The organism is Streptomyces albipurpureus, from assembly GCF_023701525.1.
Classification (GTDB): Bacteria; Actinomycetota; Actinomycetes; order Streptomycetales; family Streptomycetaceae; genus Streptomyces; species Streptomyces albipurpureus.
This window is the reverse complement of the sequence record NZ_JAMQAW010000025.1, coordinates 318,874-345,774: the sequence shown is the minus strand read 5'-3', so window position 1 is coordinate 345,774 and position 26,901 is coordinate 318,874. Positions and strand designations below refer to the sequence as shown.

General features: G+C 68.5%; 22 protein-coding genes and 1 pseudogene. 11 read left to right on the top strand and 12 right to left on the bottom strand.

Annotation, left to right across the window (positions count from 1 at the left end; all coding sequences use genetic code 11):
* The first annotated feature begins 272 nt into the window (after positions 1 to 272).
* The gene (locus NBG84_RS21005; protein ID WP_250921075.1) at positions 273 to 6,110 is read left to right on the top strand and encodes a DUF7927 domain-containing protein; all 5,838 of its coding nucleotides are present in this window, start codon (positions 273 to 275) and stop codon (positions 6,108 to 6,110) included.
* A gap of 813 nt (positions 6,111 to 6,923) precedes the next feature.
* Complete coding sequence (locus NBG84_RS21000) at positions 6,924 to 7,301, top strand: nuclear transport factor 2 family protein (RefSeq protein WP_250921074.1); 378 nt, start codon at positions 6,924 to 6,926, stop codon at positions 7,299 to 7,301.
* 350 nt (positions 7,302 to 7,651) lie between these two features.
* Here the strand turns inward: NBG84_RS21000 and NBG84_RS20995 are convergent, their stop codons facing one another.
* The 7 genes from NBG84_RS20995 to NBG84_RS20965 all read right to left on the bottom strand — a co-directional run bounded on the left by NBG84_RS20995 (position 7,652) and on the right by NBG84_RS20965 (position 13,951).
* A complete protein-coding gene (locus tag NBG84_RS20995; RefSeq protein ID WP_250921073.1) occupies positions 7,652 to 7,918 on the bottom strand; it encodes a hypothetical protein in 267 nt (88 codons plus the stop codon).
* A gap of 228 nt (positions 7,919 to 8,146) precedes the next feature.
* Positions 8,147 to 9,538 carry an aminotransferase class I/II-fold pyridoxal phosphate-dependent enzyme gene (locus NBG84_RS20990; RefSeq protein WP_250921072.1) on the bottom strand — a complete coding sequence of 464 codons (1,392 nt, stop codon included), beginning with the start codon at positions 9,536 to 9,538 and terminating at the stop codon, positions 8,147 to 8,149.
* Between the two features lie 60 nt (positions 9,539 to 9,598).
* Complete coding sequence (locus NBG84_RS20985) at positions 9,599 to 10,399, bottom strand: amino acid ABC transporter ATP-binding protein (RefSeq protein ID WP_308312093.1); 801 nt, start codon at positions 10,397 to 10,399, stop codon at positions 9,599 to 9,601.
* Complete coding sequence (locus tag NBG84_RS20980; RefSeq protein ID WP_250921071.1) at positions 10,396 to 11,373, bottom strand: amino acid ABC transporter permease; 978 nt, start codon at positions 11,371 to 11,373, stop codon at positions 10,396 to 10,398. The genes NBG84_RS20985 and NBG84_RS20980 overlap by 4 nt, the downstream gene beginning before the upstream one ends.
* A 3-nt stretch (positions 11,374 to 11,376) precedes the next feature.
* The gene (locus tag NBG84_RS20975; RefSeq protein ID WP_250921070.1) at positions 11,377 to 12,306 is read right to left on the bottom strand and encodes a transporter substrate-binding domain-containing protein; all 930 of its coding nucleotides are present in this window, start codon (positions 12,304 to 12,306) and stop codon (positions 11,377 to 11,379) included.
* Between the two features lie 5 nt (positions 12,307 to 12,311).
* On the bottom strand, positions 12,312 to 13,295 hold the full coding sequence (locus NBG84_RS20970; protein ID WP_250921069.1) for a carbon-nitrogen hydrolase family protein: 984 nt from the start codon (positions 13,293 to 13,295) through the stop codon (positions 12,312 to 12,314).
* Complete coding sequence (locus NBG84_RS20965; RefSeq protein ID WP_250921068.1) at positions 13,292 to 13,951, bottom strand: RraA family protein; 660 nt, start codon at positions 13,949 to 13,951, stop codon at positions 13,292 to 13,294. Before NBG84_RS20965 ends, NBG84_RS20970 begins: the two co-directional genes overlap by 4 nt.
* 228 nt (positions 13,952 to 14,179) lie before the next feature.
* On the opposite strand from NBG84_RS20965, the gene NBG84_RS20960 reads away from it, so the two are divergent.
* From NBG84_RS20960 to NBG84_RS20950, 3 genes are all read left to right on the top strand, one after another.
* Positions 14,180 to 15,142 (top strand): proline iminopeptidase-family hydrolase, encoded by a 963-nt coding sequence (locus tag NBG84_RS20960; RefSeq protein WP_250921067.1) that lies wholly within the window; start codon positions 14,180 to 14,182, stop codon positions 15,140 to 15,142.
* 267 nt (positions 15,143 to 15,409) lie between these two features.
* Positions 15,410 to 15,622: a hypothetical protein gene (locus tag NBG84_RS20955; RefSeq protein ID WP_250921066.1), complete on the top strand. Its 213-nt coding sequence runs from the start codon at positions 15,410 to 15,412 to the stop codon at positions 15,620 to 15,622.
* Positions 15,619 to 16,668, top strand: coding sequence for an NUDIX hydrolase (locus NBG84_RS20950; RefSeq protein ID WP_250921065.1), 1,050 nt, complete (start codon positions 15,619 to 15,621; stop codon positions 16,666 to 16,668). Before NBG84_RS20955 ends, NBG84_RS20950 begins: the two co-directional genes overlap by 4 nt.
* Positions 16,669 to 16,843: 175 nt before the next feature.
* Here NBG84_RS20950 and NBG84_RS20945 read toward each other — a convergent pair whose 3' ends face one another.
* A complete protein-coding gene (locus NBG84_RS20945; protein ID WP_250921064.1) occupies positions 16,844 to 18,199 on the bottom strand; it encodes a dipeptidase in 1,356 nt (451 codons plus the stop codon).
* Between the two features lie 108 nt (positions 18,200 to 18,307).
* Between NBG84_RS20945 and NBG84_RS20940 the strand changes: the two genes are divergently transcribed.
* Positions 18,308 to 19,582: a geranylgeranyl reductase family protein gene (locus NBG84_RS20940; RefSeq protein ID WP_250921063.1), complete on the top strand. Its 1,275-nt coding sequence runs from the start codon at positions 18,308 to 18,310 to the stop codon at positions 19,580 to 19,582.
* A 576-nt stretch (positions 19,583 to 20,158) separates the two neighbouring features.
* Here NBG84_RS20940 and NBG84_RS20935 read toward each other — a convergent pair.
* A complete protein-coding gene (locus NBG84_RS20935; protein WP_250921062.1) occupies positions 20,159 to 20,608 on the bottom strand; it encodes a nitroreductase/quinone reductase family protein in 450 nt (149 codons plus the stop codon).
* A 618-nt stretch (positions 20,609 to 21,226) separates the two neighbouring features.
* Here NBG84_RS20935 and NBG84_RS20930 point away from each other — a divergent pair.
* From NBG84_RS20930 to NBG84_RS20920, 4 genes are read left to right on the top strand one after another with little or no spacing between them, the layout of a single operon-like run.
* Positions 21,227 to 22,108, top strand: coding sequence for a TetR/AcrR family transcriptional regulator (locus tag NBG84_RS20930; RefSeq protein ID WP_250921061.1), 882 nt, complete (start codon positions 21,227 to 21,229; stop codon positions 22,106 to 22,108).
* Positions 22,109 to 22,112: 4 nt separating this feature from the next.
* Positions 22,113 to 22,241, top strand: coding sequence for a hypothetical protein (locus NBG84_RS40715; protein WP_285367210.1), 129 nt, complete (start codon positions 22,113 to 22,115; stop codon positions 22,239 to 22,241).
* 58 nt (positions 22,242 to 22,299) lie between these two features.
* On the top strand, positions 22,300 to 23,589 hold the full coding sequence (locus NBG84_RS20925) for a sensor histidine kinase (protein WP_425608670.1): 1,290 nt from the start codon (positions 22,300 to 22,302) through the stop codon (positions 23,587 to 23,589).
* Positions 23,586 to 24,251: a response regulator transcription factor gene (locus NBG84_RS20920; RefSeq protein ID WP_250921059.1), complete on the top strand. Its 666-nt coding sequence runs from the start codon at positions 23,586 to 23,588 to the stop codon at positions 24,249 to 24,251. The genes NBG84_RS20925 and NBG84_RS20920 overlap by 4 nt, the downstream gene beginning before the upstream one ends.
* Here NBG84_RS20920 and NBG84_RS20915 read toward each other — a convergent pair.
* From NBG84_RS20915 to NBG84_RS20905, 3 genes and pseudogenes are all read right to left on the bottom strand, one after another.
* Positions 24,212 to 24,508, bottom strand: a complete 297-nt coding sequence (locus NBG84_RS20915) for a DUF6332 family protein (RefSeq protein ID WP_425608669.1) — start codon at positions 24,506 to 24,508, stop codon at positions 24,212 to 24,214. The two genes, NBG84_RS20920 and NBG84_RS20915, sit on opposite strands and share 40 nt — an antisense overlap.
* A 440-nt stretch (positions 24,509 to 24,948) precedes the next feature.
* Entirely contained in the window at positions 24,949 to 25,683 is a 735-nt protein-coding gene (locus tag NBG84_RS20910) for a maleylpyruvate isomerase family mycothiol-dependent enzyme (RefSeq protein WP_250921057.1), read from the bottom strand.
* Positions 25,684 to 25,744: 61 nt separating this feature from the next.
* A pseudogene (locus NBG84_RS20905) lies at positions 25,745 to 26,396 on the bottom strand (MFS transporter); the annotation flags it as partial.
* Between the two features lie 182 nt (positions 26,397 to 26,578).
* Here NBG84_RS20905 and NBG84_RS20900 point away from each other — a divergent pair.
* The gene (locus tag NBG84_RS20900) at positions 26,579 to 26,773 is read left to right on the top strand and encodes a hypothetical protein (RefSeq protein ID WP_250921056.1); all 195 of its coding nucleotides are present in this window, start codon (positions 26,579 to 26,581) and stop codon (positions 26,771 to 26,773) included.
* Positions 26,774 to 26,901 lie beyond the last annotated feature (128 nt).

Sequence of the window (26,901 nt, the reverse complement as noted above, 5' to 3'; positions counted from 1 at the left end):
AAAATTTCACTTGTTCAGGTGATATTTCCGTGTTCTTCTGCGCGAGTCGCTAAGGGTTTGGGGCCGATCGATCCATAGCTTGATCCCGAGTGCTCGCCAGATCGCTCAGGTCGGGGACCCGCTTTGGAAGGAGGGTCCCGTCCTGTGGTTGTGCTCTGGTCGACGGGCAGTGCCAAACAAGGGGAGAGGGAACCTCGATGCGAATAGCCACGCACGCCTCCGGGTGGCATTTCTGGACGATGGCGCGCGAAAGGAGAGGGGGGTGCCTTCCCATGACGCTGAGGTCGGTACTCGCGTTGCTACTCGCTGTGCCGATTCTCTTTGCCTACACGCCGGCGCAGGCCGCCGGTGGCACGCTGAACGTGTCGGTGGAGGTGGTCTCGGAGACGGTGCGGTCCGGTCAGGGTGCGTCGTTCCGGGTGCAGTGGACGTGTAGCGGCAGCGGTACGTGCGATGGCGCGAAGATTTCGGTTCCGGTACCGACGGCGCTGGCGTCGTCGGACGCGTTCCCCGGTGGTGTTCCGCTGACGGTGACGAGCCAGAGCTCGCTCCAGATCAACGGGGCTGTCGTGCCCGGGGCGGCCACGATCGTCGGCACCGCCCCGGACCAGACGCTTGTGTGGACGTTCCCGGCGACCGTGACGACCGGTACCTCTGACACTGTGTCCTTCACGCTCACCCCGCCGAACTCCGTCACACCCGATGGGGCGACGATCACCCCGGAGGTGACCTTCGCGGCCACCGGCACGGCGGCGGTCACGGATTCGGCGACCACGACCGTGACCTCCGACATCTCCCTGAACGTCGCCAAGGTCAAGCACAGCCCGACCGGCGTCCCGTACGTAGATCAGCAGGTGACCTACTCGATCCTGGTGGGCTACGACTCCCAGATCCCCACCACGGGCGCTCCCACCGGGTATGCGCGCAAGATGGCGGATGCCTGCTCCGAACTCGGAACGCAGGCGCTGGAGAACCTCACCGTGGTCGACACTCTTCCCACCGGGGCGCGGTTCGTGAGCGCCACGCACGGCGGCGTGTACGACTCGGCGGCGAACACCATCACCTGGAGCCTCGGCTCCTCGATTTACGACACCCCGCCCTATGCCTGCACGCCGAACTCCGGCAGTACGACCTGGACGGGTACGCCGCTGAGGGCGACCGCCGTCTACCCCGATGGAGAGTTCAGCGCCGACCCGGACCCGAGCGCGGTCACGAACTCGGTCGTGGCCACCGCGAACGCGTGGGGCCAGTCCTCCGAAACGCTCTCTTCGGACGACTCCACCTCGCACGCCCTCCGCGAGGGTGCTGCCGGTGCGAGCGTCGAGAAGAGGCCCGGCTACGACTTCGCGATCGGATCGCCGCTCTACCGCACCGTGCACACCCAGAACAACAACATCTACTCCCTGAGCGGCACCTCGGACGAGCCGACCGCGGGCCGGTGGACGTTCACCGACATGATGCCGTGCGGGCTGACCTCGCCGACCGACGAGAACGACATCGACTGCGCCACCCCCGCGTTCGTGGATCTGCAGTTCTCCGCGGACAGGTACCTGCCCGAGTCGCAAGTGAACTGGACGACGAACGCCGGCAGCACCGGATCGTGCACGATCGCCGCGGGCACGTCGATGAGCGACACCGCCAAGCGCTACTGCGACGGCACCAACAGCACCACGCCCACCCCGGTGCCCGCGGGTGAGTGGATCACAAAGATCGAGGTGGACACCGAGATCCCCGCGTTCGGCGGCGGCAGCATCTTCATCCACGGCCGTGTCTCGAAGGATGTGCCGTTCAGCAACGTCGACACGGTGTACACCAACCCGAACCTCGATGTGGACCGCTCCGACGTCCACCCTTGGTATGTCACGGTGGAGAACTGCCCCCTCGAGAACGTGATCACCTTCGAAGGCGGACGCCAGTACCGCCCGTACGAGCCGCAGACGGCGGACAGCAACGCCGGTATCTGCGGCTACCGGCAGGTCATGACGAACCCGTTCACGCTGCGACCCGTCAAGTCGATGTACGATCCCGCGATCCCCAAAGGCTCCCGCCCCGCGACCCCCGCGGTGCAGACCGGCGACGTGCTCACCGTCGATCTCGCGATGAACCGGTCGCGATGGAACGCAGGCCAAGCAGTCCTCGACGCGTCGACCTTCACCCCGACCGTGACCGAGTACCTCCCGGCCGCGCTCACCATGGTCGAGGACTCGCTCCAGATCGTTCCCGACGCGGGAGGAGACGCGCCGCTCGTGGCCGCGCTCGGCGAACCCGACGTCGCCGTCGAGACGGTCGACTACCTGGGTGAGCGGCGGAAACGGGTCACGGTGACATTCCCGGACGCCGAGATCACCTCGTTCGCGACCCTGGGCCGGACCGCCTATGTGCGGTTCCAGGTTCGCGTCAACCAGGGTGTCCCTGCGGGCGTCTACACGAACAACTACCTGCTCACCGGCGCCGAAGGCGGGCCAGGCGTGCCCGACACCTACCTGCAGTGCGGGCAGGGGACACTCGTCGACGCCGACCTGAAGCCGACCACCGACCGCGCCGCCGCCATCGGGTGCCTGGCCTCCGCGAGCTTCAACGTCCTCCCCGTTGCCGGCGTGAACACGAGCAAGACGGTGCAGGGCGCCTACGACGCTGACCCGATCGGCGCCCGGGGCGTCGGAGCCACCGATCTGTCCGGCGAGGCTGAGTACGCCATCCGTGTCGCGAACCCGGGATCGGTGGACATCCGCAACGTGGTCGCCTACGACATGCTGCCCCGGATCGGTGACTCCCTGATCCTCCCCGGCGCCCAGGGCGCCCGGGACTCGGCGTTCCCGGTGCACCTGACCGGGCCGGTCACGGCGCCCGCGGGCGCGACGCTGCGGTACTCCACCAGCGCCAACCCGTGCCGCGGCGACCTCGCCGGTACCGGCGGCGGCGCCGTGAACAGCGCACCCGCCGGCTGCGCGAACGACTGGGCGGCCACGCCGCCCGGCGGCGACTACGAAGCGGTCACCGCCCTGCGCATCGACTTCGGGTCCCGGGTCTTCGCCCCTGGAGATTCCGAGAGCGCCGTGCTCGCCGTCAAGGCCGCAGGCCCGAACACGACCACAAGTGCCGACCTCGACGGCATCGCATGGAACAACACCGCCGTCGCCGGTGTCGAAGCATCCTCGGGAAGGCCGATCCTGCCGACCGAGGCATCGGCCGTCGGGCTGCAGCTCCTGCCGGACGTCGCCTGGCAGAAGACCGACAGCCGCACCGGGGACCTGCTCGCGGGCTCCGAGTGGACCCTCGCCCCTGTGCTCAAGGACGGCGAGAAGATGCCCGACGGATGGCCGCTGACGATCACGGACTGCACCGACGCGCCGTGTTCGGGTGCCGATCAGGACCCCGCGGCTGGGCAGTTCCGCCTGGCCGGTATCCCATGGGGCGACTACACGCTCACCGAAACCACGGCACCGTCCGGACATCTGCCCCTCGAGGACCCGATCGAGGTGAACGTCGATCCCGCCGACGTCGACCGCGGCAGCTACCTGTTCGACCTGGGGAAGATCGAGAACGACCCGCGTCAGGGCGAGTGGACGCTGTCGAAGACCTCGGACCCGGCATCCGGCACCACCGTGAACGCCGGGGACACGATCACCTACACCCTGACCGTGGCCAACGACTCGCAGTACCCGGTCCACGGCATCGCGTTGACCGACAACCTGAGCGACGTCCTCGACGACGCCACGTTCGGGTCCTTCACCGACGCCGACGACGGCCGGGCGGTCCGGGCATCGGATGACACGATCACCTGGAACGTGGACGAACTGGCCGCCGGCGCCACACGCACGGTCACCTACACCGTGACGGTGCTGCCGGACGGGCAACGAGGGGACAACCGCCTGGGCAACGTCCTCGCTCCCACCGGCACGACCGACCCGGACTGTGAGGACGAGCGCGTCTCCTGCACCGAGCACCCGGTGCCGCTGCTGGACTCCTGGAAGGCCGTCGAGGCCGACCGGACTCCGGTGGCTGCCGGGACGGTGCTGACGTACACGCTGTTCTTCGAGAACACAGGTGAAGCACCCGCGACCGTGGAGAGCGTCGATCTGCTCGACCACGTGACCGACGACGCGGACGTCACCACCGAACCCACCAGTTCGGACGGTCTCACGGCCGCCCGTGACGGGAACCGCATCACCATCACCGGTGAGGTTCCCGCGGGAGAGACCTACGAGGCGACCTACCGGGTCACGGTAAAAGCGGACGGCAAGCGCGGCGACGACATCGCGGCGAACTTCCTGCTCCCCGACGACCCGCAGAACCCGCCGGTCCCGCCGACCGACCCGGTGTGCCGGCCCGACGACGCGCAGCGTCCGGACTGCACCGTCACCCCCATCGGGCGGCTCCTGACCGGCAAGACAGTCTCTGCCGACACCGCCCCGGTCGAGACCGGGACGGTGCTGACCTACACCCTCACCTTCGACAACCAGGGGGAAGCCCCGTCGGCCGTCGGCCACACCGACATCCTCACCGATGTACTCGACGACACCGACCTGACCCGCGACCCGGTGGCCTCCGACGACGCGCTCCGCGTCTCGCCGGTCACCGATGGTTCGTTCACGGTCACCGGAGAACTCCAGCCGGGACAGACCGTCACCGTCACCTACCAGATGACGGTCAAGGACGAAGCCGACCGCGGCAACAACACCGCCGACAACTTCCTGATCCCCACCGGCGAACAGCCGCCGTCGGAGTGCGCCGAGGGGGATGCGAACTGCACCGTCACACCGCTGCCGAACGTGGCCGCCGTGAAATCCTCCAACCCCGAGTCCGGCTCGACGGTCCTCGCGGATCAGGAAATCACCTACACGTTGACGTTCACCAACACCGGCAAAGCAGCGGGTCCGGTCGACCACTCGGACCAACTGGAGAAGGTGCTCGACGACGCCGACCTCACCGGAGCCCCGACCTCGTCGGACCCTGCCCTGTCGGCAACGTCCGGTCAGGACGGGATCATCCGGGTCACCGGCACCCTCACACCCGGTCAGACGGTGACCGTGAAGTACACGGTCACCGTGAAGCCCGACGGGAAGCGTGGAGACAACCGGCTAGGGAATGTCCTCGCGGCTACCGAGAACACCGCTCCTCAGTGCGGTGAGGACGGGGTGTCCTGCACCGAGCACCCGATCCCGGAGATCGTCGACACCAAGTCGGTCAACCCCGCCTCCGGAACCCCCGTGGTCCCCGGCCAAGAGCTGACCTACTCGCTGACGTTCACCAACACCGGCAAAGCCACCGGCGCCGTGGACAAGGCCGACGACCTGACCCACGTGCTCGACGACGCCACCGTGACCGGCGAACCGGTCGCCTCCGACGACGCCTTCACGGTGTCCAGGGACGGCAACCGAATCCGGATCACTGGTCAGCTCAAGCCCGGGCAGACCGTCACGGTGTCCTACACCGTCAAGGTCAACCCGACCGGTAAGCGCGGCGACAACGTGCTCGCGAACTACCTGCTCGACCCCTCGCAGAAGCCGCCCACCGAGCCGGTGTGCGAGCCGGGCAAGGGGAAACTGCCTGACTGCACCACCAACCCCGTCGGAGACATCGCCCCGGCCAAGTCGGTCGACCCCCGGACGGGCACGACCGTCGACGACGGACAGGTCCTCACCTACACCCTGTCGTTCACCAACACCGGACGCGGACCGGCCCCGGTCGAGTACACCGACCACCTCGCCGACGTACTCGACGACGCCACATGGGCAGGGAGAATCACCGCCAGTGACGGGCTCACCGTGACCGGACCAGCCGGAAACACCCTACTCATCACCGGAACCGTCGCACCCGACCAGACCGCGACCGTGACCTACCAGGTCAAAATCAAAGCCCATGACAACCAGGGAGACCACCACCTCGGGAACTTCCTCACCCTCACCGGTCAGGAACCGCCGACCGAGTGCGTCCCCGAGAACCCCCTGTGCACCAAGAACCCGACCGACCCGCCGGCTACGCCGGAATCCGAGGGGCCGGGTGGGTTCCTGCCCAAAACCGGTGCCCAGATCTCGGCCACCGTACTGGCCGCAGCCCTGCTGCTCGGGCTCGGCAGTTGGATGGTCGTGCGCAGCCGACGCCGCTAACCCGGTGACGGTGGCCAGTCAGGAGATCGTCACCATCGACGACCTGTTCTGACATGCGGCCCCAGGCCCCACTCTTGGGTGGGGACTGGGGCCTGGGGCAGAGGGGTCACGCGTGCCGTCCCCACTCGCCGCGTGGAGACCGGTGTTGCTCATCGCCGGGTTCTCGGCCCCTGCCAGCCCCCTCCTCCCTGGAAACCAACTCCACCCATCTGGGCGGCCGGGTCCTTCGCGCCCAAACCCCCGTTGGCGACACCCAGGAAGCCTTCGCACTGCTGGTCACCGCGTACTTGAGGGCGAGTCAGGCCCGCCTTCGACCACCTGGTGACCGAAACGGAGCACACCTCAACTCTCGTCACGCACCGTAGATGCGGGACGGCTTCTGATACCGAGCAGCGGTTGGAGGCGCTGCGCTTCCTGCGCCGGGTCCGGGCCCAGGAACTCGCACGGACTGAACGCTGGATACGGGAAGCCGAACAACGCGCAGCCCGCAATAGTCAGCCCGGCCGTGGTCGGCCGGCGACCCATCCGGCCCCGGCCGGACCTCCACGCCCGGTACCTCCCCCGCCGGACCGGGTGCTGGAGAAGAACATCACCGGACCCATCGGCGTCCACATCGGCGACTGCTGGGTACCCCGCCGACAACAGCCGTTCCCTCACCCGCGACCAAGCTCGACAAGCCGTTGCTCAGGGCGCGAGAATGCCCCGCCTGCCACGCCCACACAACCCTCGGCGCCCCAGAGAAGGGCAACTAGTGCTGTGGCCGGGGCCTCACTGGACGAGCGCGGTCCGCGAGGCGACTGGTATTACTGGTGCATGCAGGAAGAGACCGCGCGGTCCGCGATCGACACGTTCATCTCCGCGTTCAACGCCTCGGACGACAGCTATGTGACTGCGCTGCTCTCCCAGGCCCTGACCTCGGACGTGGTCTTCTGGGGGCCGTTGGGCCGCAGCGAGGGGATCGAGGCGGTCGAGCGGTTCGTGCTGGACCTCCGGCGCCACCCCGCGGGGACCGGCACGATGGTGCGCTGTTCGGCGGTGGACATGCCGGGCGAGTGGGCCCGGTACCAGTGGGTCTTCACGACGCCGGATGGAGGCCCCCGCCTGGCGGGAACGGACGTCGTCCATCTGCGGCGGAGCCTCATCGACCAGGTCATCGTCTTCGCGGGGGAGATCGAGCCGTCCGCCTCCTGAGTCATTCTCCTCGGGCGCCGTCCTTCTCCTGAACCGGTCCCGTTCGGGGCTCCGGATCTGCCCCATTCAAGATCATCTTCACAGCGCTTCAGTCATCCGCGCTTGGCCACGAGCGGACCGACAGCCATGCGTTGAACGCCTGCCGGTAGACCGGTCCGGCCGGATCCCGGGCCGGGCACGCCGCCGTTCGGCGAGGGCTCCGGCCCATCCCCGGGGCGCCGCTGCGGCCCGGCCGGCGGGTAGGCCAGGACGGTGTACGCCGCCGTGCCGGTCCCACTCCGCGACCGTGAACCCGGCCGCAGCGAGCGCCGGATCGTGTGTGGCGTCCACGAGGGTCCAGCGTCCGTCGATCAGGACCTCGGCCGCGGACTGGACGTCCTCGCGGGACCGGAGAAGCCGGACCTCCGCGGCTGGTCGGGCAGGTGGTAGAGCCACCGCACCCGCCGCGCCGGACAGCCCGGTGCCCGGAATCCGTCGACCAGGTACGCGGACTTCGCCAGGCAGTCACCCCGGCCCACCGTGACCAGCTCGGCGGCGGCGTGCGCGCCGTCCGTCGCGTACGGGACCGCCCGCACCCGCTCAAACAGCCGCACCCGGGCCCGCCGGTCCGTCGTCACCTGCGGTACCGGTGCTAGGCGGTGATGAGTCTGACGGCGGCAATGGTGCGAACGGCGGGGGTGCTGACGTAGGAGACGACGATCGCGTCGACGCCCACCATGGTCGCCTCCCGGTGGAGGAGGCTGGGAAGGACCGCGGTTGGTTCGGACGCTGCCGGTAGCCGGGCCGCCCCCTGTGTCCCTGAGGGGCGGCGGCCCCCACCAGACCCTGCCCGCCGCGCTGTGCCATCAGTCTGGGATCGTGGTCGACTCCGCCAGGAGATCGGCGAGCCGGTGGCTCATCGCCGGCTCCATGCGTGAGGTCGCCACCCGAATGTGGGCGGGGCCGCGCGAGGGGTAGGAAGTGGCCCCGGCCAGCACCAGCACACCGTGGGAAACCAGATAGTCCACCGTGCGTGCCTCACTGCGCACCGGTATCCAGGCGCAGAATCCGTCCGAGCCGGTGGCTTCCACACCGCGGTCCCGCAACAGCCCTGTCAGCACCGACAGCCGCTCGGCGTACACGTCCCGGGCGCGGGCGATGCCGTCGCTGGTCCGTTCGTCCTCCAGCAGCCAGGCCAGCGCGTTCTGGAGAATGCGGGAGGTCCACTGCCGGGTCAGCCGGATTTGCGCGTGGATCAGGCTCATCCGCGTGGCGGGAGCGCCGACGACTGCCAGCCGCAGGTCGGGGCCGTAGGACTTCTCGTAGGACTTGATGTGGATGGTCTGCTCCGGCAGATGCTGCCCGACGCTGTACAGCTCCTTCGAGGACAGTGAGTTGAGATCGTCGTACTCGACCACCACCGTCGAGGGCAGCCTTCCGACGAGGGCGGCGATCCGCCGGGCCCGGCGTTCGACGGTGGCGAATCCCGTCGGGATCTGCGCCCGCGGCTGGAAGAACACCGCCACCGGACGGGTCTTGAGCGCGTCCGCTAGCCGCGCCGTCGACAGACCGTCGTCGAGATAGGGCACCTCGATGACGGTCAGTCCCAGATCGTTCATCAGGTGCAGCATCTGGGGCTGGCTCGGGCTCTCCACGACGATGCGATCGCCGGGGACGGACAGCGACTGGAGCACCGTCCAGACCGCGTCCGAAGCGCCGTTGGCGACCGCGTACGCCTGCGCCCGGTACGGCCAGCCCGGCTCGACCACCGCGCGCAGCGCGGGCAGGATCGGCGAGTCGTAGTACTCGTCCAGGCCGGGCAGGTCTGCGGCGCTCGCCAGGGCGGGCGCCAGGAGCGGGAGCAGCCCGAGATCAGGGTAGAGCAGCCGCAGGTCGGAGCGGGCGGGGACGATCGACGCGGGTTCGATGTGGGTGACCAGACCGGCGGGGCCGGTCACCCGGGTGCCGGACTTGCCGGTGCCCACGATGAGCCCCCGCTTCTTCAGGAGCGCCCATGCCGACGACACCGTCGCGGGGCTCACCCGTAGCACCCCGGCGAGCGCCCGTACTTGCGGGAGCCGGTCGCCCGGCGTCAGTTCGCCGGAGCGGATCAGCTCCGCGACGTGCGAGGCGATGCCTCGGGCGGAGGGGTCGTGGATGCCCGTGGTCAGCCGGGTCAGTCCGGGTGGTTTCCCGGGCCTGGGCCGGCCGTCCCGGTCCGGTGTCCCGTCGTCCGTGCCGTGCGCTGTCGCCGTCATTGTCGCCCGCTCGCTCGCCGTTCGTGCCCGTGGCCGCCGTCGTGTGCCCTCACCTCTGGCTCACCGTTCGTTCGCGCCGGTGGTCCGCGCCCCGTACAGCGTGTTCTCCAGGAACGTCTGGGTCACCGGGCTGCGCGGCGCGTCGAGCACCTGTTGGGTGGGGCCGTCCTCCACGACCAGTCCGTCCGCGATGACGACGACCCGGGTGGCAGCGGCCCGTGCGAAGCCGATCTCGTGCGTGACCACGATCATGGTCGAGCCGCCGTCGGCGAGCCGTTTCATCACCGAGGTCACCTCGCCGACATTGGCGGGGTCGAGGGCGGATGTCGGCTCGTCGAACAGCAGCAGTTCGGGGTCCATCGCCAGCGCCCGTGCGATGGAGACCCGCTGTTGCTGCCCGCCCGACAGATGCTTCGGATACGACGACGCCCGTTCTTCGAGCCCGACCGTCGCCAGCAGCCGCAGGCCCAGTTCCCGTGCCTCGCTGCGGTCCAGGCCGCGGACGCGGACCGGACCTTCGGTCACGTTGCGCAGCACGGTCCAGTGCGGGAAGAGGTTGAAGTTCTGGAACACCATGCCGGTACGGCTGCGTTGGCGGGCGATTTCGGTCTCGGTGAGCATGCGCGGTCCGCGGCGGGTGGTGGTGAACCCGACCAGTTCCCCGCCGAGCGAGATCGATCCGCTGTCGGGCCGCTCCAGGTGGTTGACGCACCGGAGCATGGTGGACTTGCCGGACCCCGAGGCGCCGAGGACGGCGACGGTCTCGCCGCGGGCCACATCGAGGCTGATACCGCGGAGCACCTCGGTCGTGCCGTAGCGCTTGTGTAGATCGCGGATCGACAGCAGGGGAAGATCGCTCACTGGGGGTTCGCCTCCGTTCGTTCCGGGCCGCGAGAGCGCAGTCGTGAGACCCGCCGGGCGATCCAGGTCCCGGCGTTCGTCGGCACGGCGCGGGTGGCGCCCTTCGCGTAGTACGCCTCGATGAAGTACTGGAAGAAGTTCAGAACCGTGGTCAGCACCAGGTACCAGATACAGGCGACGATCAGCAGCGGGATCGTTTGGAAGGTGTCGCTGAAGATCTCCTGTGCCGAGAAAAGCAGCTCGGCGCCGCCGATCACACTGACCAGGGAGGTCGCTTTGGTCATCCCGATGATCTGGCTGAACGTTGGTGGCACGATGAACCGCATCGCTTGCGGCAGCCTGATTTTCACGAATATCGTCATCGGCTTCATACCGATCGAGCGCGCCGCGTCCGTCTGGCCCTCGTCGACGGCGAGGAGCCCCGCCCGGTAGATCTCGGCCTGGTACGCCGCCTCGTGCAGCCCCAGTCCGACGACGGCTGCGAAGAAGGGGGTGATCACCGCGTTGGCGTCCGCCTCCCAGAAGACGGGCCCGAACGGTATCCCGATGCCGATCTTCGGCATGAGTAGCGCGATGTTGAACCAGAAGATCAGCTGGACGAGCTGGGGTGTGCCCCGGAAGACCCAGATGTAGCCGGCCGCGAACGCCCGCAGTACCGGGTTGGCGGTGATGCGGAAGGCGGCGAGTACGCCGCCGAAGATCACGCCGATGGCCATCGCCAGCACCGTCAGATAGCAGGTGACGAGCAGGCCGTGCAGAATCCGGGTGTCGAAGAGGTGGCGTGCGACGACGTCCCACTCGAAGTTCGGGTTGCGCACCATCATGGTGCCGAGTTGGGCGAGCAGGACCCCTGCCAGCAGCGCGGTGACCCAGGTCCAGGGCTGGGGCGCCCGGCGGGCGTCGGCGATGTCGGTTCGGGAGGCGGGTTTGCTCTGGTCGGTGGTGGGCGCGGCGTCCGCGTCAGCGGTCTTCACCGGTCAGCTCCCGGTCTTCGCGAGGTTGACGCCCGGGGCGTCGATCATCTGCTCGGTCAGCCCGTGCTTCTTCATGATCCGGTCGTAGTCGCCGTTGTCGAAGAGCTTCTGGAACGCGCCCAGGACGGTGGGCGTCAGCGGCGACTTCACCGGGAGGATCATTCCCTGGAAGAGGTTGTCGAAGCCGTTCGCGGTCTCCTTCCCGGCCAGCTCCAGCGCTCCGTCCGAAGTGGACGCGTAGAACGACAGGGGGGCGCCGGAGGCGAAGAAGGCGTCCGCTCGCCGGGACTTGACCGCGAGCACGCCCTCGGGGACCGACTTCAGGGCGACGATGTTCACCGTCGGCTTTCCGGCGCTCTCGCACTTCTTCGACTGATCGGTCAGGACCGCGTACGCCGAGCCCATCCCAGCGGGGCCGAGCGCCGCGACGGAACGGCCGCACATCTCGCTCAGGGTGTTGATCTTCTTCGGGTTTCCCTTGGGGACGAGGAAGGGGACGATCTCGCGGACCACGTCGACGAGTTCGACATTGGTCGCCTTGCCGGTGTCGCCGTAGGGATTGAACCCGGCGTCGTACCGGCCCGAAGCCACCGCGGCGAACGCGCCCGCGAGGTCGTTCACCGGGACGTATTCGAGCCCGACGCCCAGGACCTCGCCGAGCCTGCCGGTCAGCTCGGCCGCCGCGCCCGTGTAGTCGGCGCCGCTCTTCTTCCACCAGGGCGGGTTGACCCCGGGCATGACGACGACGAGCTTCTTCGAGTCCTTGATCTTCTGCGGCAGGGCGTCGTGCAGGGCCTGGTCGACCGCGGCCGCCTTCTCGGGGGTGCGGTCGACCGCGGCCACTTTGGACTCGTTCGTGCAGGCCGCGAGGCCCGCGGCCACGGTCAGGCTCAGAACGGCCGCAGTGATGGTTCTCCGGCGTGGTGTGCGCATGCTCCTCAACCTCTTCTGCTCATGTGGTCCGTCGCTTTGGCAGGGCGGGTCACGGGGTCCGGGGTGTGGGCGGTACAGGGAAGGGGGGCGTGGCCCGGGACGCCCTGGGCGTGGGCGGTCCGTGCGATCAGCTCCGGGTCGACGCGGAACCGGCGCTGGGCCAGGACCGGCATCTCGCGGCGGGCCCGGTCCAGGGCCGCGCGGGAGACCCGGTGCGTCAGTGCGGTGACCTCGGGGCCCGCCATCGCCCGGACGGCACCGTCCGGGGCGACGACGAGACTGCGGCCGATGCGATTGCCGCCGGCCTGCCCCGCCGCCGCGAGATAGCAGGTGTTCTCCAGCGCCCTGGCCCGGCACAGGGTCGTCCAGTGCTCTTCCTTGAGCGGGCCTGCGACCCAGGACGCGGGGGCCAGCAGCACATCGGCGCCCCGGTCGGCGAGCAGCCGCGAGATCTCCGGGAAGCGGAGGTCGTAGCAGTTCACCATCCCGATGCAGAAACCTTTCACCTGGAACGTCTCCAGGACTCCGTCACCGGGCGAGATGGTCGCCGACTCAACGAACGAGAAGGCGTCATAGAGATGGACCTTCCGGTAGACCGCCACCACCTGGCCGTCCCGGGCGGCGACGAGTGTGTTGAACGGAGGACCGTCCGGATTGCTTTCGACAGTCCCGACGACCACGGTTGGCCCGGCCACCGGGCCGCCACGGTCGGCCCCGGCGTGGTCGGTGGCTCCGCCTGGACCGTCCGGCCGACCGGTTGCCGTCGCCGCGACGACCGCCGCCACGAACCCCTCGTCCAGCGGTTCCGCGACGAGTCGGGCGCCCGGCTCGTCGGAGCGGCTAGCGGTTGTCTCCGGGAAGACCAGCAGGTCCACCCCGTCGGCACGGGCCCCGGCGATCCCCGTCAGGACCGATTCCAGATTGCCGGCGGGATCGAGGCCCGAGTGGAGCTGGACACAGCGGACGAGCATCCCTTCCTCCGCGCTCATCCCAGGCCCCCGCGGTCGGCGCCGGTCAGGGTGGCCAGGGCGGTGCCGGCTCGGACGCCGCCGCGCAGATCCAGCCGCGCGGTCTCGTCCTCGAACCGCAGCAGCCGGCCGGCGATCTCCGCCGCCTCGTCGGCCGGGACGACCGCGATGCCGTCCCCGTCGCCGAAGACGACATCGCCCGGCATGACGACCACACCCCCGACACTCACCGGCACATTGATCCGGCCCTCCAACGACAGCACCCGGGTGGTGAGCGAGGTGACCCCGCGGGAGTAGACCGGGAAACCCAGGTCCCGTATCTCCTCCACGTCGTTGGTCGAGCCGTCGCACACGGCGGCCACCGCGCCCAGGTCCGCCGCGATAGCGGCGAGGGTCCCGCCGAAGCTGGAGCGGCGGTCGTCGCCAGACTGGTCGATGACCACCACATCGCCGGGCCGAACCAAGCTCATCGCCCGGTGCACCGCCGTGGAGTCGACATGGGGGATCTTGATGGTGAGCGCCGGTCCGGCGAACGGCCCGCACTTCGCCACCGGGCGCAGCCCCCGCGGGAATCCGAAGTCCGTGAGGTGCCCCAGGGCCGCGGTGCTGACGCGGGTGAAAGCCTCGACGACCTCGGAATCCGGTCGCTTGAAATCAGAACCGATCAGGAATGACATGGTGCGTTCTCGCCGCCGCTCTACTCGGGGTGGGATGAGAAGGAGTATGGGCAGGCGTTCGTTCAGGTGCAATGAGTTCTGTTACTGAACGAAAACCATGAAGGCCGCGGCGCGAGGGACCGGTAGCCCAAGGAGGCAGAGAACAGCTGGTCACAGGAGCGGGTTAAACGTGAGCAGGACTGGTCGGGGCAGCCGTTCGAGGTTGTTTTTGTTCAGGAACACCAGGCCATGGATTCCGGGTCCGGGCATCGGGAGAATCAGATCCCGGCCGCTGAGAATTCCAACCGCAAGGGAATTGGTGTGCACCACGTTCAGCAAGGGTCCGTCGAATTCGACGGCCACCGCACCTACTACCGTGTCACCACCGACGCCCGGTCCGGAGGGCGTTTGGAACGGCCCCTGGTGGTCGTCCACGGCGGGCCGGGCTGTACCCATGACTACCTGCTGAGCCTCACCGATCTGGTGTCGCCCGAGCGGTCGGTCATCCACTACGACCAGCTCGGGAACGGGCGGTCGACCCATCTGCCCGACCAGCCGGGCGAGTTCTGGACCGTGGAGTTGTTCCTCCGAGAACTCGACCGGCTGCTGGACACGCTCGGCGTCACCGACTACGACCTGCTGGGCCAGTCCTGGGGCGGCATGCTGGCGGCCGAGCACGCGGTACGGCGGCCCGCCGGACTGCGCCGACTGGTGATCGCCAACTCACCTGCGTCGATGGACCTGTGGAGCGCCGAGGCGGCCCGACTGCGGGGGGCGCTGCCACGGGAGGTGCGGAACACCCTGGCCTCGCACGAGGAAGCGGGGACGACTCACTCGCCGGCGTACAGGGAGGCGTCCGCGGAGTACTACCGCCGCCATGTCTGTCGCCTCGACCCGGCACCTCCCGAGGTCGCCCGCACCTTCGAGTGGATCGACGCCGACCCGACCGTTTACCACACCATGAACGGCCCGACGGAGTTCCATGTGGTCGGCACCCTACGCGGCTGGTCGATCGTCGACCGGCTGCCCGCCGTCGCCGTCCCCACACTGGTGATCAACGGCGCGTTCGACGAGGCGGGCGACGACACCGTGCGCCCCTTCGCTGAACGCATCGCGGACGCCCGATGGATCCGCTTCGGCGCGTCCAGCCATATGCCGCACATCGAGGAACGCGAGGCGTACATGGCTGCGGTCGCCGACTTCCTGGGCTGAGGAACCCGCGGAGCCATAGGTGTCCAGTGCACTGGGAGCCCCACGAGAGCGCGTCCAAGATCCTCTCGGGGCCTCAGCCGGTCCGAGCGTCACCCCGCTTGTTCAGTGCCGCAGAGGCGACCAGCAGGACAGCGGAACGACCGGGACGAAGACGAGCAGCGGGCCCGCCCCTGTCCCCGCTGCGGAGCCGTCCTTCGGTTGCGGCACTGGCACAAAGCGAAGCTGGATGAGCCGGGTGACATTCCGCGAGTGGCGGTGGAGGCCCGAATGGGGCATGAGCTTCCGGGGGTGGAGGGTGTGTACAGCGAGGTGACGGTTGCGATGGAGGAGAGAATCGGGGAGTACCTTCAGCGCGTACGGGAGAAAGAAGTAGTGGGTGCGGGGTTGTGGACGCCTCCTTTTCCCATGCCGCTCCCAGATGACCTGCGCAATGCTGCTCTGTCCCTGTTCAGCGGCCTTCCTGTCTTGGAGTACGAATGATCGTCTGGATCAACGGTGCGTTCGGAGCGGGCAAGACCACCGCCGCACGCGAACTGATCGATCTGATCCCGAACAGCACGCTGTACGATCCTGAGCTCGTCGGCGCCCAACTGCGCCTTCTACTGCCGCCCAAGCGGCTCGCGGAGGTGAGTGACCACCGGGAACTACCGATCTGGCGCAGGCTCGTGGTGGACACCGCGGCGGCTTTGCTGGCGGAGCTGGGCGGCGTACTCGTGGTGCCGATGACCCTGCTGCGTCAGGAGTACCGGGATGAGATCTTCGGCGCCCTCGCCGCGCGCGGAATCCCCGTTCGGCATGTGCTGCTGAGGCCGGATGAAACGATCCTGCTCAGTCGTATAGCGGAAAGCTCCGAGCCGGATGCCTCACCGCACGACACCGGGAGCGACGAAGGAATCAGCAGTAGGCAGTGGGCGCACGACCACATAGAGCCCTACAACGAAGCACTGACCTGGATCACCGAAGACGCATTCGTCATCGACTCCAGCGACCTCACCCCACGCCAGGTGGCTGACCGGATCGCCGAAGCCGTGCGCACCGGAGAAGCAACCTCCTGCGAGATCGTGCAGAGCCCGGCGCCGACCGCTGAAACGCTTGCCGCCGGGGTGCTGCTCTTCGACGAACACGACAGAGTGCTCCTCGTGGACCCCACCTACAAACCCGGCTGGGAGTTTCCCGGCGGGATCGTGGAACGCGGTGAGGCACCTGCCGATGCCGGAGTGCGCGAGGTGGCCGAGGAAGTGGGGATCGAACTGGATCGACTTCCTCGGCTGCTCGTCGTCGACTGGGAGCCGCCCAGGCCGCCTCGCTTCGGTGGGATGCGGTTGCTCTTCGACGGTGGACGGCTCAGCAGCGATGACGCCGAGCACATCGTGCTGCCCGAGGCGGAGTTGCGCGGTTGGCGCTTCGTGGGGGAGCAGGAGGCTCAGCGGCTGCTGCCGCCTCAGCGGTATGAGCGACTGCGCTGGGCTCTGCGGGCGCGTGAGCGGGGCACACCGATCTATATGGAGGTGGGAGTCCCGCTCTAGCGGAGTACCAGTCCCAGAGCCGGTGCCGGAGCTAGAACCAGAATGTATCGGAGTCGGAGTCAGAACTGGAGTGCCGGGCCCAGGGCGGGGGCCGCGAGCCCCACGCCCGGGACAACGGACATACGCCGGTGGCCCGGCGTCCGCGACCGGCAGTGGTCCTGCCGTTCGAAGCGCCCTAGCCAGCCGCGTAATTGCGCAGGAACAACGCTTCCGTGACGGAGAGCCGTTCCAACTCCCTCGGGCAGACCGACTCATTCACCGCATGGATCTGTGCCTCGGGCTCGCTCAGGCCGATCAACAACATCTCCGCCTGCGGATAGAGCTCGGCGAGGGTGTTGCAGAGCGGGATCGAGCCGCCCATTCCTGAGGACTGCATCTCCTCGCCCGGATAGGCGACCCGCATGGCATCGGCCATCGCCGTGTACGCGGGGCTCGTCGTATCGGCCTGGAACGGTTCGCCCTGTCCGACCTGCTCCAGGGTCACCCGAGCGCCCCACGGAGTGTGTGCCTCCAGATGCGTCAGCAGTAGCTTCGTCACTTCACCCGAACGCTGGCCCGGCGGCACTCGCAGACTGACCAACGCCCGCGCGCCGGCCTGAACCGACGGTGTCGCTCCCACCACCGGAGGGCAGTCGATGCCCAGTACGGTGATGGCGGGTCGCGCCCAGATGCGGTCCGCGACCGAGCCCGAACCGATCAGCTCCACGCCGTCGAGCACCTTGGCATCCTTGCGGAAGTCTTCCTCCGGATACTCCAGGCCCTCCCACGGCTCGCCGTCGTCCAGCCCGTCCACCACCGTCGAACCGTCCTCGGTACGCAGCGAGTCGAGTACTCGGATGAGCGCGGCCAGCGCGTCGGGTGCCGCACCGCCGAACTGTCCTGAGTGGAGATTGCCTTCGAGCGTGTTCACCTGAATGCGGACCAGAGTCATCCCGCGCAGGGTCGCGGTGACCGTCGGCACGCCGGCCCGGAAGTTCCCGGAGTCCCCGATGACAATGGCATCCGAGCGCAACAGATCGGGGTGTGCCTCGGCGTACCGCTCCAGGCCACCGGTGCCCTGCTCCTCCGAACCCTCGACGATCACCTTGACACCGACGGGTACTCCGCCATGTGCCTTGAGGGCCCGCAAGGCCAGCAGATGCATGATGAACCCGCCCTTGCAGTCGGCGGCCCCCCGGCCGTACCAGCGGCCGTCACGCTCGGTCAGCTCAAAGGGCGGACTGATCCAGGACTCCAGATCCAGCGGAGGCTGGACGTCGTAGTGGGCGTACAACAACACCGTCGGTGCGCCCTCGGGCCCGGGCAGACAGCCGTACACCGACTGGGTGCCATCCGGGGTGTCGAGGAGTGCGACATCCTGGAACCCCTCGGCCCGCAACGCGTCCGCACACCAGGAAGCCGCTGCCTCGCACTCGCTCTTCGGGAACTGCGCCGTATCCGCGACCGACCGGAAGGCCACCAACTCCGCCAGCTCCGCCCTGGCCCGGGGCAGTAGGGCGGAGATGGTCTCGGCGATCGGATCGACGGTCATGGGCACGCTCCTCGTGGGTGCGACGTTATGGGTGTGTGTACGGCGAATGTGCGCTCGATCCTCCCACAGCGGTACGGGACGAACGCGCCGTAGGATGCCGTCGAGAGCATGGGGCACGCGTCGGATCGGGAGCAGAAGCACATCGTGAGCAGCGAGAACGGCGGCACCGGGGCAGAGGCAGAAGCGCAGGGGCACGGCGGCCCGGTATGGGACGTGGTGGTCATCGGCGCCGGGCCTGCGGGGGCATCAGCGGCGTACGCGGCGGCCGTGGCGGGCCGTCAGGTGCTTCTGGTGGAGAAGGCCGAACTGCCGCGCTACAAGACCTGTGGGGGCGGGATCATCGGTCCGTCCAGGGACAGCCTGCCACCTGGATTCGAACTACCGTTCCGTGACCGTGTGCATGCCGTCACCTTTTCGTTGAACGGCCGACTCATTCGTACCCGCCGCTCCAAGAAGATGCTCTTCGGGTTGATCAACCGCCCGGAGTTCGACGCGCAGCTGGTCGAGCATGCGCAGAAGGCGGGCGCCGAACTGCGAACCGGCGTCACGGTCTCCCGGGTTGAACAGCACGGACCTGCGGTACCCGACCGTCGCACGGTGGCCGTGGTGACCTCGGACGGTGAGACGATCCTCGCGCGGGCCGTGGTGGGCGCCGATGGCAGCGCCAGTCGGATAGGAGCCCATGTCGGGGTCAAGCTCGACCAGGTCGACCTGGGCCTGGAGGCGGAAATCCCGGTCCCTGACTCGGTGGCCGAGGACTGGGCGGGCCGAGTGCTCATCGACTGGGGTCCGATGCCGGGCAGTTACGGCTGGGTGTTCCCCAAGGGCGAGACCCTGACGGTCGGGGTGATCTCGGCCAGGGGGGAGGGCGCGGCCACCAAGCGCTACCTGGAGGACTTCATCGCCCGGCTGGGGCTTGCCGGCTTCGAACCCGCGATCTCCTCCGGCCATCTGACCCGCTGTCGCAGCGATGACTCACCGCTGTCGCGCGGTCGGGTCCTGGTGTGTGGGGACGCGGCCGGGCTGCTGGAGCCGTGGACTCGGGAGGGGATCTCCTTCGCACTGCGTTCGGGCCGGCTCGCGGGGGAGTGGGCAGTGCGGATCGCCGAGGCGCACGATGCTGTGGACGCGCGCCGTCAGGCGTTGAACTACGCGTTCGCCATCAAGGCCGGGTTGGGCGTTGAGATGGGGGTCGGGCGCCGACTGCTCGGTGTATTCGAGCGCCGCCCGGGATTCGTCCATGCGACGATCACCGGGCTACGGCCTGCGTGGCGCGTCTTCGCTGACATCACACGGGGTTCGACGACGCTGGCGGGCCTGGTCCGCACCAGTGGGGTTGCCCGTCGGGCCCTGGAGACCTTGGACCGCCGCAGCCAGGGGTGACCACTCGCCGATGGCCCCGATGGCCGAGCCGAAGCACCCACATGGGGGCCGACGGGGCGATGAGGGCCGTGCTTGGCTCGGCTCCCTGACGTCGATTCGCCCACCGATGGAGGCCACGGCACCGCCGTGACCGTGGGGTACCGGAACTTCGACGAGATGGGTTCGGCGGTTCCCTGATCCACTCTGGCGCTGCTTCTGTGGTGGTTGTTGCGATGCGGGTGGGACCTGCGGTGGCTGTACGCGCCTAAACGGTGCTGTACGCAGTGGTCTCTGCGGTGGTCTCTGCGGTGGCCTTCGGGTGGCAAGGGCCGCGGCAGTGGTCATGACGGCGGTTCTGTGACAGCTGTTCTGCGTTGGTGGTTCTGTGCCGGTGGTTCTGGACTGGCGGTTCTGTGCCGGTGGTCCTGCTGTGGTGACTCTGCGATGGTTCCGGCCGCTGGGTGACTCTGCGGGAGTGCCGTTTGTTTCCTCTGCTTCCTCTGCTTCCTCGCGGTTCGGTCCGTCGCTCCTCGATCACTCGTCACTCATCGCCCATGGGGCTGGTCGATGGCGGGCCATCGCTCGCTCGGGTGCCGCTCAATGGGTGATCGTCATCCGGAAGGCCGGGTGCCGATGGGCAGCGGCCAGTAGTTCCTCATCCGACGACTTGGCGTTGATATCGCCGAAGAAGCGGCCCACCTCCCAGCCCCAGCGCTCCAGATAGGTGCGCAGGAGCGCCGGCTTCTCGTTGTCTGCCAGTTCCACGACGGTGAACTGTTGCACCTTCCGTCCCACTTTGAGCTGCCCGCCGCCCGCTGCCCGCATATTGCGCACCCACTGGGACTCGCCACGGGCGGAGATCAGATAAGGGCCGCCCTCGTAGGGGAGCGGGTTGACGGGGATGCTCCGCCACTCGCCACTGGTGCGACCGCGCACGGAAAGCTCGGCGGTGCCCATCAGGCTCACGCCATGCCGGGCGAGCCAACCAATCGCCTTGTTGATGATGGTGTCGATGCGGTTGGGCTTGATGTAGTGCGTCTGTGTCATGGCGGGGCTCCAGGGATCAAAGGCCAGGTTTCGCAAAGGTCCGGTACGCGGCTCGCCCATGAAGTACGAGTTCAACGATGAGGCCAATGCGTTCGCATGGACAGCGGGTCGGGACTTCGTGAGCAGTGCTCTCGCTTGAGATCAGTGTGACCGGATCGACGCTCTAAATCAAGAGCAGTGCTCTATAAAGTGAATGATGCTCTGGCTGGTGATCGGCTGAGCCGATCCGAACTCTGGGAGCTCGGCGCTCGGGCCCTTCGCGACCTTGCGCATGCGGTCAATGATTGTGGGCGTGCTACGCCTTCCCGGAGCCCGGAGCCCGGAGCCCGGAGCCCGGAGCCCGGAGCCCGGAGCCCGGAGCCCGGAGCCCGGAGCCCGGAGCCCGGAGCCCGGAGCCCGGAGCCCGGAGCCCGGAGCCCGGAGCCCGGAGCGCCGGCTCAGCGTCGGGGACTGCCCGGCGAACGGAACTGAATCGGCGGAGTCACTCAGTGCACTGCTCTTGCTTCAGTGCATCGATCTTGCTTCAACTCATCGCTCTTCTTTGAGTGCGCCGCTCGTGTTTCGGTACGACAGTCTCGTTATTGGTCACTGCTCTGGAACGTGGCACACTCTGTTTCCATGACCAAGATCCGTGGGGCCAGGGAACGAGCCCGAGTCGAAGTCACCGCCGCCATCAAGGACGAGGCCAGGAGGCAACTCGCCGCGGAGGGGGCGGCGAAGCTCTCGCTGCGCGCCGTGGCCCGTGAGCTGGGCATGGTGTCCTCGGCGCTCTACCGCTACTTTCCCAGCCGCGATGATCTCCTCACTGCTTTGATCATGGACGCCTATGACGCCGTCGGCCAAGCCGCCGAGTCCGCGCTCGCCGCCCCCATCCCTGGCGCCGCCCCCATCCCTGGCGCCACCCCTAGCGCCCCTGGCGCCCCCCGTACATCCGTGGCCCCGGATGCCTCGGCCCCCGCCCCCGCCCCCGCGGCTGCCACTCGTACCTCCGGGGCGCCCGCATCCCCTGTTGGCTCTTCCGATTCCTCCTCCCGCCCCCTCACGGACCAACGCGCCCGCTGGACCGCGCTCTGCTCGGCCATCCGTGCCTGGGCCTTGGCCCACCCCCATGAGTACGCACTGATCTACGGTTCCCCGGTGCCCGGCTACACCGCCCCGATGGATACCGTCGGCCCCGCAGCCAGAGTGGGCATGGCCATGATCGCCATCGTCCGCGATGCCCATCGCACCCGTGGCCTGGCCCTGCCGCCCCTTGATCAAGAGTTGCGCCCCGAGGCGGAGCGACTCACCGCCCAACTGGCCCCTGATCTCCCCCCATCTGTCGTGGTGGCCCTGGTGGCCGCCTGGTCGCAGTTGTTCGGGCTGATCTCATTTGAGCTGTTCGGTCAGTTCAACCGGGTAGTGGCGGAACGGGACATGTTCTTCACCCAAGCCGTCGGTCGACTTGCTTACGAGGTCGGGCTCCTGGGCCCGCTCTCCGGCAGCGCACCACCACGCTGATCCTGTGCCGACGCGTCCGCCGCTCTCGCCGAACATCATCACCCGGTGTGTGCCGGGTGCCGTCCTGGCCATCACCACAGCTCACCCCGCGGCCGTGCCCCCGCCTCTTCTGTCCGTACTCCGCTGGGAGTAGGACCGGGCACCACGTTCAGCGGACGCCTCGGCGCCGCCGTCGGTCTAGCGTGGTCGCCATGGAAGACCACCGCGCCCGTCACCGAGGAGGCCCTCTTTGGGCGCTGGGCGGCCCACCCCGGGTCGAAGGGGCTGAGGGGGCCGGAAGAGGCGCCTCGCCTGTGCTGCGCATTTGCGAGGCCCGCCGTGGCTCCGGCGCAGTCCCCTGGCCCTCGACCCTCCTCGTCGCGGTGCTGGTGCTGGTGGGCACCGGGTTCGCAGCCAAGGGCCAGGACCGAGAACAGCTCGATGCGATCGGCCGGGTGCTACTGCTCCTGGGCCCGGCGTTGCTCCTGCTGCGCAACCGCTGGCCCGTCGTCTCCGTCTTCGGCACCGCGGCAACGACACTGCTCTACCTCGGCGCCGGCTATCCCTACGGACCCGCGTTCGTCCCTCTTGCCGTTGCGGTCTTCGCCGCCGTCGTCTCCGGACATCGGCACGCAGCCTGGTGGGCACTCGGAGGTTTCTGGACGGGCAGTCTCCTCCTGGCGCACTGGCTCTACCGCTATCTCCCACCCAGCGGTGACCAGGGCGCGCCCTGGGGCCAGGAAGTCGCGTTCGCCGCGTGGATCGCGGCGGTGCTGGCGGCTGCGGAGTTGGTACGTCTACGAGGTGAAGCACTGGCAAGGGCCAGGGTGGAGCGAGCGAGAGCGGAAAACCGTCGCGCCGACGAGGAGCGGCTGCGGATCGCCAGGGAACTGCACGATGTGCTCGCCCACTCGATCTCCGTCATCAATGTTCAGGCCGGGGTCGGCCTCGCCCTGTTGGACAGCGACCCTGAGCAGGCTCGCACCGCCCTCACGACCATCAAGGCCGCGAGCAAGGAGGCGCTTGGCGAGGTACGCCAGGTGCTCGATCGGCTCCGTACCCCTGGAGCCGCGCCCCGGGCGCCCGTTCCCGGTTTGGATCGGCTGCCGGAACTCGCCGAACAGGCCGCGAGCGCAGGCCTCAAGGTCACGGTCACCCGGGAGGGCAAGGCCGAACCGCTGCCGCCCGGAACCGACCTCGCGGCTTTTCGCATCGTTCAGGAGGCGCTCACCAATGTCGTTCGGCATTCGGGTTCGCGGGCGGCCCGGGTCGGGATCGTCCGTATCCGGGGGCGACTCGTCCTGAGGATCGACGATGACGGTCCGGCCACCGGTTCCGACGCGGGCGGCAGCGGCAATGGCCTCGCCGGGATGCGGGAGCGTGCCGCCGCGCTCGGTGGCACGATCGACGCCTGCGAACGGTCCGACGGCGGGTTCCGGGTGGTGGCCGATCTACCGGTGCGATCCCCGGGGGACGATGCGATCGAGAGGGAGGCACGGTGATCCGCGTACTGCTCGCCGATGACCAACTACTGGTGCGCGCGGGGTTTCGGGCCCTGTTGGATGCCCAGTCCGACATTGTCGTCGAGGGGGAGGCCGCTGACGGGGACCAGGCGGTGCGCTTGGTGGGCGAACTCCGCCCGGACGTGGTGCTGATGGACATTCGGATGCCGGTGCTCGATGGGCTCGCGGCCACCCGCCGGATCACGGAAGACCAGCGGCTCAGCGAGGTGAAGGTCGTCATGTTGACGACCTTCGAACTCGATGAGTACGTCTTCGAAGCGATCCGCTCCGGGGCGTCGGGCTTTCTGGTGAAGGACACCGAACCGGCTGAACTGCTACGCGCGGTAAGGGCGGTGGTGGCCGGGAACGCCTTGCTCTCGCCGGGGGTGACTCGCAGGTTGATCGCTGAGTTCGCGGCCCGCTCCAAGGCCCCGACACCTGCGGAAGGCCTGGCCGATCTCACCGAACGTGAGCGTGAGGTGATGGCCTTGGTCGGCATCGGTCTGTCGAACGAGGAGATCGCGCGCCGGCTGGTGGTTTCTCCGTTGACGGCGAAGACCCATGTCAGCCGGACAATGGTGAAACTGGGCGCACGAGATCGCGCCCAGTTGGTGGTGCTGGCCTATGAGTCGGGATTGGTGAGGCCGGGCTGGTTGGGCTGACGGACTCGATCGGCTTCGCCGGATGCGGCGGTGAACCGCCAGAGAACGGACACCACTCGTACCACGAAGACCAGGACCGCCGCTGCCCAGGCCGCGAGGAACAGTCCGCGCTCGACGACGTACGGTGCGAGGAACAGCAACTTGATTCCGGCGATCGCGCAGAACACCACGGCCGCGGCGAAAACCCCGCTCAGCAGGGCGTATCCGATCTCGACGGTAATTGCGTCCCGGTGTGCCTGGGTGCGTCGTCCGGCCATTTCCATCCTCGTCTCTTCCCCCCATGGGGCAAGTGTCACAGGGGCGAAGGCCAGCGGGCAAGGATTCCCGTCGAACGCCTGCCCGAAACCCGTGGGTGGGGGTGGGGGAGTGCAGAACAGTCCCGGACGGGAGGCCGAGTGCGTCCGTGACCGGCCGGGCACTCCACACCGAAGCGAAGCCGCTCCCATGCGCAGTGCTCGCCCGGATGCTCGTCGGCCCAACGGCCTCATCGCCCTCGGCCTGCGGGCGCCTTTCCCTGGGCCAGCTGCCTGCCTGGTGAGCCTCCTGGTGAGATGCGGGTGTCGGTCCAGGGCCTGCGGGCGCCTCATGCACCGCCGGTCGGTGCGGTACGGGTCAAACGTGTTCGGATCGTCCGGCCGGTGGAGTGCGCGATCGGTGAAGTGCGTGATCAAAGTCGTAGACAGCTGCGCGGCTGGTGTCAGACAGCCGACCTCTCCTGCCACAGCAGTGCCGGCCCCTGGTCTCCGTCGATCGTCACCGTGCTCAGCGGCAGTCGGTTCCACAGTGTGAGGTAGAGCTGCTGGGCCGTGCCGATCAACTCACAGTCGACAGGCCCGTCCCCATCCCTCACCGTATGGGGAGTATCCGTCGTGATGTGGACCGTCCAGACGTCTTCGGTGTCGGTGGTTCGCACCCGAAGTGTGAGTGGTACTTCGGAGCGCACCCTGCTCTTGGGACGTGCGTGAAAGCCGGTCAACAGTTCATCGATGCCGTCCGCTGCGAACACCGGAGGCAACGGGCTCGGCGCACCGCCCAACGCGGACTCCGCGTCGACCCGGTGGATCGCCGTCTCATGCGCCTGTCTGCGGGCCCAGAAGGAGAGCGGGGACGGGGCGGGCAGAAAGGTCCAACACCGCAACTCATCGGGGGCCCTGACCAGCGCATCGACCAGTGCCTCATGGCCTTCTCTGAACCAGGCGACCAGCTCGGCACCATCCAGGGCCGTTTCACTGACGGCAGGGTGGTACTCGGTGTGCTTCTCGACGAGAAAGGCAGTGGCCCAACGGTGCACCTCACCGGTGTGGCGCAGAACGTCCCGCACCTGCCAGCCGGGGCAGGTCGGCACCGCGGCCTCTAGGCCTGCCGTGCTGGCCGCGGTGGCCAAGGACCGGCCGTCCTCGACGAGTGATGTGATCAGTTCGGCGGTTTCCATGTCGCGATCTTGCCATTGCGGCGGGCGCCCGGTACCGCTCGACGTACCCAAGCCTCTCGGCTCAGTAGTCGGCGGTGAACCCAGCGCACGCTCCCGTACGGCACCCCCAAGCCCCGGCACGCATCCGCGCGTGCCCTCGTACGGGCGGCCCCCAGCCCCCGGTACCGACCCGGGCGGCCATCCAGCCGGCCTGATGCGCTGGTGGAGGGTTGTCGCGTGCCGCATAGCCGAGGATTGCGGCAGCTGCGGAGAGTGCCGCAACCGTGGTCAGCGCCATCGGCGGGGAGAACCAGTCGGCGAGAAAACCGATCACCGGCGGCCCCAGCAGCATTCCGCTGTAACCGAGGGGTTGAGGTGGCCGCCACCCCCGCCGACCCGGCCAGCGCGCCCGCTCTGGCGACGGCGGCGACCGGGACCATAGTCGCCAGGCCGAGCCCCGCCACCCGAAAACCGACCAGTGCCCACCACACGGCTGGCGCCGGCGCACCCAGCAGCATCCCGGTCGCGGCTGTGGCACCGCTGAGAACGAGGGTACGCGTCTGCCCGAGCCGTTCCGGGAGGAGGGTTCCGGACAGTCTGCCCGCGGTCATGGTGAGGGCGAACAGGGAGTATCCGAGCGCGGCGACGCCCGGTTCCGCGTCGAGTTACCGCTCCAGGTGGAGTGCGACCCAGTCCGCCATCGCCCCTTCGCCGCAGGCCGTGCAGAGTGTGATGAACGTAGGGAAACCACTAGCAGAAGGCCTATATGAGGTTTCCCTACGTTCATCGCGCTCAACGCACGAGGCCACCAACAGGTCTTAGGTGACACGAAGAAGCCCCGCCGCAGGAAGATTCCGGTCCTCGAACGGCGGGGCCTTGCCCTACCCAGCCAGGGGATTCCGGCCCTCCAGCGGGGGTGGGCGTTCTGGGGAGCGCGACCCTTGACCCGTCTCGGTGGCGCGTCCAGCTCCAACTGCTGGAGCAGACCCGCCACTGGATCGCCACCCAGGAACAACGCGCCCGCGAACAGGGTGCCGCACCACCCCCTGTCCCGGCCCCGCCCGTGCGGGAGCGGATCGCGTACACCCCGCTGAAGGCCCGCAGCCAGTGAAGATCCATCGGCCGGATTGCTTCGTCAAGCTCTCGGCGCGGCGGACCCGGGCGATCACGCGGAAGCGCGGCAGCTTCTCACCAAGGGCGGTGGCCTGTGAGGCATGCCGGCCAGACCCGGGATCAGGG